5 protein-coding genes and 2 pseudogenes are annotated in these 7,202 nt (G+C 65.0%); 6 read left to right on the top strand and 1 reads right to left on the bottom strand.

Annotated features, from left to right (window positions below; all coding sequences use genetic code 11):
• Window positions 1–126: 126 nt before the first annotated feature.
• Window positions 127–474, bottom strand: a complete 348-nt coding sequence (locus ACAG26_RS27540; protein WP_370486252.1) for a Zn-ribbon domain-containing OB-fold protein — start codon at window positions 472–474, stop codon at window positions 127–129.
• 45 nt (window positions 475–519) lie between these two features.
• Between ACAG26_RS27540 and ACAG26_RS27535 the strand changes: the two are divergent.
• The 6 genes and pseudogenes from ACAG26_RS27535 to ACAG26_RS27510 all read left to right on the top strand — a co-directional run.
• Window positions 520–865, top strand: a pseudogene (locus ACAG26_RS27535) (thiolase family protein); the annotation flags it as partial.
• Window positions 866–945: 80 nt separating this feature from the next.
• Window positions 946–1,716: pseudogene (locus tag ACAG26_RS27530) on the top strand (thiolase family protein); the annotation flags it as partial.
• Between the two features lie 12 nt (window positions 1,717–1,728).
• Window positions 1,729–3,465 (top strand): ubiquinone-dependent pyruvate dehydrogenase, encoded by a 1,737-nt coding sequence (poxB, locus tag ACAG26_RS27525; protein ID WP_370486251.1) that lies wholly within the window; start codon window positions 1,729–1,731, stop codon window positions 3,463–3,465.
• A gap of 224 nt (window positions 3,466–3,689) precedes the next feature.
• Complete coding sequence (locus ACAG26_RS27520) at window positions 3,690–5,303, top strand: flavin-containing monooxygenase (RefSeq protein WP_370486250.1); 1,614 nt, start codon at window positions 3,690–3,692, stop codon at window positions 5,301–5,303.
• Window positions 5,304–5,312: 9 nt separating this feature from the next.
• Complete coding sequence (locus tag ACAG26_RS27515) at window positions 5,313–6,161, top strand: SDR family NAD(P)-dependent oxidoreductase (protein ID WP_370486249.1); 849 nt, start codon at window positions 5,313–5,315, stop codon at window positions 6,159–6,161.
• Window positions 6,162–6,170: 9 nt separating this feature from the next.
• Entirely contained in the window at window positions 6,171–7,007 is an 837-nt protein-coding gene (locus ACAG26_RS27510) for an acetoacetate decarboxylase family protein (protein ID WP_370486248.1), read from the top strand.
• Window positions 7,008–7,202: the final 195 nt, after the last annotated feature.

Here is a 7,202-nt window from a genome sequence, read left to right as displayed (position 1 = left end):
CCGAGAGGTTCACGTACGGTTCTGTGGGAGCCGGGGGGTGCGACTCCCCCCGGCTACCCGACCCGGCCGACACGCCGTGCGTGTCGCCGGATCTGCGCACGCTCGCGTCGGCCGGAGCGCCCCGCGCTAGACCGGGACGAACACCGGCGCGTCGCCGTCGAACCGGGCCTGCACCGGCATCCCGCAGGCCACCGAATCCGGTTCGCAGTCCACGACGTTGGCGGCCACCCGCAGCCCCTCCTGCTCGACCAGCTCGATGATGGCGATGACGTAGGGGACCGTCAGGCTCGGGTCGAACCGATGGTGGTTGACCGTGTAGGTGAATACCGTGCCGCGGCCAGACACCGGCCGGGCCACCAGCGCGGTGCGACAGTCGGGACAGGTGTCGGTCGCGGGACGCACCCAGCGCGCGCACTGCACGCAAAACTCGATGTGCAGCGGCGTCGGGGAGGTCGAATCCGGCTCGGTGGGCACGCCGCCTAGGGTACGACCTTAGGGTCGACGGAACGGACGGTGTGGATGCGTTACTTCGAGAAGGACGCGATCCTGTCCGGCGTCGGGATCTCGCGGATCGGTCGCCGCACCGGCATCCCCGCGCTGGAGCTGACGTTGGAGGCGGTGCGGGCCGGGATCGCCGACGCCGGCCTGGCGCCCAGCGATATCGACGGGATCGCCACCCTGGGCGACACCCCGGCCGCCGAGGTCCGCGCCGCGCTGGGCATCGAGGCCGCCGACTGCGGCGCCGGATTCGACACCGGCGGGCTGCTGTCCCCGGTCATGTCGGCGTGCCGGGCGGTCGCCGAGGGCCGGGCCCGCCACGTGCTGGTGTACCGCACCGTGCAGATGATCGGCGGGGCGGTGCCGTCCCCGGAATCGGCGGAGCCGACCGCCGGGTCGGTGCCCAGCGACGCGATGGCGCGCCTGGTGGAATCCCGCGGTAGCGGGGTGGGGCCGATGCAGGATGTACCCGACCTGCTGGCCGCCCACGCCTACTCGGCCGCGAACTGGCTGGCGCTGACCTGCCGGCGGCACATGCAGCTCTACGGCACCACCAAAGAACAACTGGGCTGGTTGGCGATCAACAGCCGGCGCAACGCCGCGCTCAATCCGCTTGCGGTGTACCGGGATCCGATGACGATGGCCGACTACCTGGCCGCGCGGCCGGTGTCGACACCGTTCGGGCTCTACGACTGTGACGTCCCGGTGGACGGCTCCATCGCGGTGCTGGTGTCGGGCGCGGCGTACGGCCACGACTGCCCGCACCGGCCGGTGGCGGTGGAGGCGATCGGTGGCGCCGACGGCGCCGGCGGCTGGTTTCACCGCCCGGACTACCCCAAGATGGCGTCCGTGGACGCCGCGGCCCAACTGTGGTCACGCACCGACCTGACCCCGAGTGATCTGGACGTCGCCGAGCTGTACGACGGGTTCACCTTCTTGACGTTGGCCTGGCTGGAGGCCCTCGGGGTGTGCGGGGACGGGGAGAGCGGTCCGTTCGTCGAGGGCGCGGCGCGGATCGCCCGCGACGGGGTGTTGCCGCTGAACACCTACGGCGGGCAACTGTCGGCCGGCCGGATGCACGGCTACTGGGTGCTGCATGAGGCCTGCCTGCAGCTGCGGGGCCAGGCGGGCGAACGGCAGCTGGCCCGCCGGCCGGAGGTCGCCGTGGTCGGCGTGGGCGGCGGCCCGATCGCCGGGTGCATGCTGTTGACAAGTTGAGGAGGACACCGCATGGCTACCGTCGCCGACCAGATGATTGCCGCGCTCAAACACAGTGGCGTGCACCGGGTCTACGGGATACCGGGGGATAGCCTCAACGGGTTCACCGACGCGATCCGCCGCACCGACGACTTCTCCTGGGAACTGGTCCGCCACGAGGAGACCGCCGCGTTCGCCGCCGCCGCCGACGCCGGGCTGACCGGGCGGCTGGCGGTGTGCGCGGGCAGCTGCGGCCCGGGCAACTTGCATCTGATCAACGGGCTGTACGACGCGCAGCGCAGCCGGGTGCCGGTGCTGGCGATCGCCGCGCACATTCCGCGCGCCGAGATCGGCTCGGACTACTTCCAAGAGACCCACCCGCAAGACCTGTTCCGCGAATGCAGCGTGTACTGCGAGCTGATCAGCACCCCGGAGATGGCGCCGCGCATCCTGCACCTGGCGATGCGGGCCGCGGTCGAAGACAACGGGGTCGCGGTCGTCGTCGTCCCCGGCGAGGTGTTCTTGGCCCGACTCGACGACTCCGGCTGGACCTCACGGCCGGTGACGCCCACCGCGTCGGTGTGCCGCCCCGACGACCATGCGCTGGCGCGGGCGGCGGGAATCTTGAACTCGGCCAACGCCGTTACCATCCTGGCCGGCGCGGGGACGGCGGGCGCGCACGCGCAGGTCATGCAGCTGGCCGGCACCTTGGCCGCGCCGATCGTGCATGCGCTGCGCGGCAAGGACTACCTGGAATACGACAACCCCTATGACGTCGGCATGACCGGGCTGCTGGGTTTCGCCTCCGGGTACAAGGCGATCAAAGAGGCCGACGTGTTGCTGATGCTCGGCACCGACTTTCCCTACCAGCAGTTCTATCCCGACAATGCGACGATCATCCAGGTCGACGTGCGCGGCCGGCACCTGGGTCGACGCGCCCCGATCGACCTCGGCCTGGTCGGCACCGTCGCCGATACCGCGGCCGCGTTGCAGCCGCGGCTGACCCAAAAGCACGACCGCACCCATTTGGACCGGGCGCTGGCGCACTACGCCAAGACCCGCAAGAGCCTGGACGCGCTGGCCGCCGACGATCGTGGCCGCACCCCGATCCGGCCGGAATACGTTGCGGCCGAGGTAAACCGACTCGCCGCCGAGGACGCGGTCTTCACCGTCGACGTCGGCTCCCCGGTGGTGTGGGCGTCGCGCTATCTGCGGATGAACGGGCGACGGCGGCTGATCGGGTCGTTCAACCACGGCAGCATGGCCGGTGCGGTCCCGCACGCGATCGGTGCGCAGACCGCCGACCGGGACCGCCAGGTCGTCGCGTTGGCCGGCGACGGCGGGCTGACCATGCTGTTCGGCGAGCTGGCCACCCTGCTGCAGAACCGGCTGCCGGTGAAGGTGATCGTGTTCAACAACTCCTCGCTGAGCTTCGTGGAGTTGGAGATGAAGGCCGCCGGCATCGTCAACTTCGGCACCGAGCTGGACAATCCGAACTTCGGCGCCGTCGCCGCCGCCATGGGCATGTTCGGCCGCCGTGTGGAGAAACCCGCCGATCTGGGACCGGCGCTGGCCGCCGCGTTCAGCCACGACGGTCCGGCGCTGGTCGAGGTGGTCACCGCCCGCCAGGAACTGTCCATCCCGCCGGCGATCACCCTGGAGCAGGCCAAGGGCTTCTCGCTGTACGCGATTCGCACCATCCTCGCCGGCCGCGGCGACGAACTGCTCGACCTGGTCAGCACCAACGTGGCGCGCCGCATCCTGGACTGAGACGCTCACGCCGGGCGGGTGATGGCGGCCGTCGGCGAGGTGGGCACAACTTGTCGACTCCAGCTACGCACGAGCGACCGTCAGACATACCGGGCGGTCGCCCGAAGCTTACTCGAACAGCTGGTACGCGGTACTGTACGTTTCGTGTATATTACCCTTGAGATGGGCCATCCACGCCACCTGGCAGCAGCCTGACGACAAGGAAGGGTCACGGATACATTGCGATGACTGCAGTTGATATAGCCAGCTCCTCAGCGGCGGCTGGCACAAAACAGCGCCCATCCGTCCACACCAGAGCGCTGATCATAGGAACAGGGTTTTCTGGCTTGGGCATGGCGATTGCACTGCAGAAACAAGGCATTGAATTCGTGGTGTTGGAAAAAGCCGGCTCAATCGGCGGCACCTGGCGTGACAACAGCTATCCTGGAGCGGCCTGCGACGTTCCGGCGCACCTCTACTCGTTCTCGTTCGAGCCGAAATCCGACTGGACGCACCTGTTCTCATACCAGCGAGAGATCCTGACCTATCTCGAAGCCGTGACGTCCAAGTACGACTTGCACCGCCACATTGTCTTTGGCGCCAAAGTCGTGTGCGCTCAATGGAATGAGGCGAATTGTCGCTGGCACGTACACACTGACGAGGGCGGCGAATATATCGCGCAGTTCCTCATATCCGGTGCTGGCGCTCTGCACATCCCGAGCATTCCGACCATCGACGGACTCGAGACATTCGACGGCCCGGTCTTTCATTCAGCCCAATGGCGTCACGACGTCGATCTGACCCACAAACGAGTCGCAGTAATCGGGACCGGCGCTAGCGCAGTGCAGCTGGTACCTGAAATTGTAGGACGCGTCAGCAAACTGCAGCTCTATCAGCGCACCCCGGCCTGGGTACTACCACGCTCCAACGTCGAGATGCCACGTTTAGTCAGGGAGGCGCTTAAGCGCATCCCCGGTGCGCGGGCGGCGCTGCGGGCCGGCATCTACTGGAGCGCCGAGGGCGGCGCCTATGCCATGAACCGCCGCCCGTCGCTTCTGAAAGCCGTCGAGGTTCTGGGGCGGCGGCACATCAAGCGCACCATCGCTGATCCGGAGCTCCGAAGAAAGCTCACTCCCGATTACCGCCCCGGGTGTAAACGTCTACTCGGCTCCAACGGCTACTACCAAGCCATCGATAGCACCAAGACCGAGCTGATCACAGACGGCATCAGTAGCGTGACAGCCAATGGCATCGTCGCTGCCGATGGGACCCACCGCCCCGTTGATGTCATCGTCTTGGCGACCGGGTTCCACGTCACCGATTCGTACCGACACATCGACATCACCGGCCCGCGCAAGGAAAACCTGGGGCAGCGCTGGACCCGAGCGGGCGTCACCGCCCACCGCGGCACCACCGTCACAGACATGCCCAATCTATTTTTACTGTTAGGACCGAACACCGGGCTAGGTCATACCTCAGTCGTATTCATGATCGAGTCACAGATCCACTATGCGATCGAGGCGATCAAGACAGTCGACTCTGAGGGTGCTGATGCGATCGCTCCGCTGAAGTCGGCCCAGGACAGGTTCAACGAGGCGCTACAGCAGGGCCTGGCCCGTTCGGTGTGGAACAGCGGCGGCTGCTGGAGCTGGTACCTCGACGAGCACGGGCACAACAGGACGCTGTGGTCCGGATTCACCTGGCAATACTGGCTTTCCACCCGCAAAGTCAAACGTGAAGAATATCGGCTGTTGACTGCGCGGCATCCGCGAGTGCGCATGACCGTGCCCGCCGCTGACGGCCCATGCAAGAGATCTCCGTCGCCGTACCCGATCAAATTAGGTCAACGAAGAAAGTAGACGATAGCGATGAAAGATTTTCGCGACAAAGTTGCCGTGATTACCGGAGCTGGATCCGGTATCGGCCGCGCCTTGGCGATCGAACTCGCAAAGCGGGGCGCACGACTGGCTCTGTCTGACATCGATACCTCCGGTGTCGCCGACACCGCCGGCCGCTGCGAGAAATTGGGTGCTCAGACGGTGTCCTTTGAACTCGATGTGGCTGACCGTGCTGCGGTCTACGCACACGCAGTCGATGTCAAGTCTGAATTCGGCAGCGTCAATTTGGTATTCAATAACGCTGGTGTCGCGCTGTCCGCTGATGTGGTGGACATGACGTGGGAAGACTTCGACTGGCTGATGAATATTAATTTCTGGGGTGTCGCACACGGGACGAAAGCGTTCCTACCCCATCTGATCGATTCAGGAGAGGGTCACGTCGTCAACGTCTCATCAGTGTTCGGTTTGATGGCAATTCCGTCGCAAAGTGCTTACAACGCAGCAAAATTCGCGGTGCGCGGATTCACTGAGGCATTGCGCCAGGAGGTTCGGGCCGCTCGGCATCCGATCGGCGTCACCTGCGTGCACCCAGGGGGCATCAAGACGAACATCGCAGTGAACGCTCGGGGTGGCCCCGAAGGGATCGACGCCGAGCGCGTCAAGAGAAGTTTTGACCGGATCGCCATGACACGGCCAGGTTCCGCGGCGACGACGATTCTACGGGGGGTCGAAAAGAATAAGCCACGGGTTCTCATTGGCCCCGACGCCCGAGTTTTCGACGCCGTGCCGAGGATTCTTGGGCCTCGCTACGAGGACCTGTTGGCCCCGCTTTACCGCCTCGGCCGCTTGGGGGCCGAGCGCATGGGCATGGCGATCTAGGGAGGCGCTATGGCTACAGACCGCGCCCTTATGGGCATCGCACCCGCGTCGCAGGGTGTCAGTACGCTCAGCGATGGGGGAACTGTCAGTATGCCCCTCTTGACCTATCAGGCTCGAAGTATGGCGGCGCTGTTTACCGTGAGTGCCGCGAAAGCTCAGGCGCTCATTCCAACGCGTAGGCTCCGTCCGGTGCGCATCACCCCTCACCGAGCGCTGGCGCTCGTGCAAGTTATGGAGTACATCGATAAGTCGATTTCGCCCTATCGGGAGTTTGCGTTCGGACTACCCGTGCAGGCGGGTGGGATCGACGTGCCCGGGGTATCGCTGACCCGGTGGGGTCAACACAGCACCAATGGTGTCTACATTACCCATTTGGCCGTTGACAACGACGAGGCACTCAAAGTGGGGTGGGAAGTCCTCGGCTTTCCGAAGTTCCGAACCTCAGTGGGAATACATGACGATTGCGGTGGCGAATACGTCGCCGAGGCTACCGCCGACGATGAGTTGATTTTTAGCCTCGGCGTTACCAAGTCCGCTTCCGCGGCGCGTGCACACAAACGCGACTTTTGTTGCTACACATTGAGTCCGGTCACCAACGAGGTCTTCCGCGTGCCGTATCAGGCGGAAGCCACGGCGACGGTCAAACTTGGTTCACGATCAGCGAGGCTGCACTTGGGATCACACCCGGTGGCCGGTGAGTTACGCTATCTTGATCTGTCGTCGGCGCCGCTATGTGGGGTGTACATACCGCAATATGCATTGATATCGAATCGTCCTGACGCGACGATTGTCGTTCCGGGCTGGCGCGATCCCCGAGACATCTATCGCCGTCTTCGAGCGGACTGAACCGGCATACCGGTACACCATGACGATTTCTCAACCGCGAGTTGATTTCGACCAAGAAGGAACACATCGATGCGCATGCCACGCTGGTACGCACGTTTCAACCGGCGATTTACGAACGGGTCTGCTGCACGGATAGGTGACAGTTTCGGTTACGCGGCCTGGCTGGCCGGTGTGGTCATGATTGCTTCGAATTCG

The sequence above is a fragment of the Mycobacterium sp. pUA109 genome, assembly GCF_041287095.1.
In the GTDB taxonomy this organism is placed as follows: Bacteria; Actinomycetota; Actinomycetes; order Mycobacteriales; family Mycobacteriaceae; genus Mycobacterium.
The sequence above is the reverse complement of the archived record's forward strand: the minus strand, read 5'-3'. Positions and strand labels throughout refer to the sequence as shown.

Bases quoted from the DNA above. Each gene is read 5' to 3' on its own strand.
- ACAG26_RS27520 (WP_370486250.1), top strand. From the start codon at position 3,690: ATGACTGCAGTTGATATAGCCAGCTCCTCAGCGGCGGCTGGCACAAAA.
- ACAG26_RS27515 (WP_370486249.1), top strand. From the start codon at position 5,313: ATGAAAGATTTTCGCGACAAAGTTGCCGTGATTACCGGAGCTGGATCC.
- ACAG26_RS27510 (WP_370486248.1), top strand. From the start codon at position 6,171: ATGGCTACAGACCGCGCCCTTATGGGCATCGCACCCGCGTCGCAGGGT.
- poxB (WP_370486251.1), top strand. From the start codon at position 1,729: ATGGCTACCGTCGCCGACCAGATGATTGCCGCGCTCAAACACAGTGGC.